Source organism: Mesorhizobium sp. M0152, from assembly GCF_040322415.1.
Classification (GTDB): domain Bacteria; phylum Pseudomonadota; class Alphaproteobacteria; order Rhizobiales; family Rhizobiaceae; genus Mesorhizobium.
In genome coordinates this window covers 1-581 of record NZ_JAMYTH010000136.1, presented here as the reverse complement: position 1 = coordinate 581, position 581 = coordinate 1, and the positions used below count along the sequence as shown (strand labels likewise).

At 61.3% G+C, this 581-nt stretch carries 1 protein-coding gene; it reads left to right on the top strand.

Annotated elements, in window-relative coordinates:
* Positions 1-559: PIN domain-containing protein (locus NKJ26_RS33500; protein WP_352700136.1), on the top strand; the 559-nt coding region annotated here is incomplete at its 5' end.
* Positions 560-581 lie beyond the last annotated feature (22 nt).

Below are 581 nucleotides of genomic sequence, written 5' to 3'. Positions count from 1 at the left end.
AACAAAATCGCGTGTCTCGCCGCAGCGTGACAGCCGTCCCGGCCAGCTATCGCTGCATCAATCCGCTGATAACTTTACAGTGCCCCGCAGGTCAACCACAGAAGCCGACCGGGGAGAACACATGACCAAACCCGTGCGCAAGCCGACAGAGCCGCTACGGACGCGGCACGTCTTCCTCGACACCGAGGTTTATCGCCGGGCCGGCTTCAACATTTCCAACACGCCCTTCACACTGCTCGCTCAAGAGATCGAGCGAGGGCGCATCGTCCTACATGTCTCCGATATCACGTTGGCCGAAATTCACCGCCAGTTGAAGGAAACCGTACTCGAGAAGGCGGCGGAGGCGAAACGGCTGGCCAGGGACTTCAATCGCATTGCCCAAATCAGCGGACGCGACAACGTTACCGTGAACGAGGTCGACGGCTTGGTTCTTGCCGACGTCGCGTGCGCCGGCTTCACGGAGGCCCTGGTCAAGCGCTTCCGCAGCCACTCCATTCGTACGCCTCCGGCGAGGGCCGCCTTGCGCGAGCATGGCACGGTAGCGAGGCTGCGCTCATAAGGTCGTCCTTACGAGCGTAGTT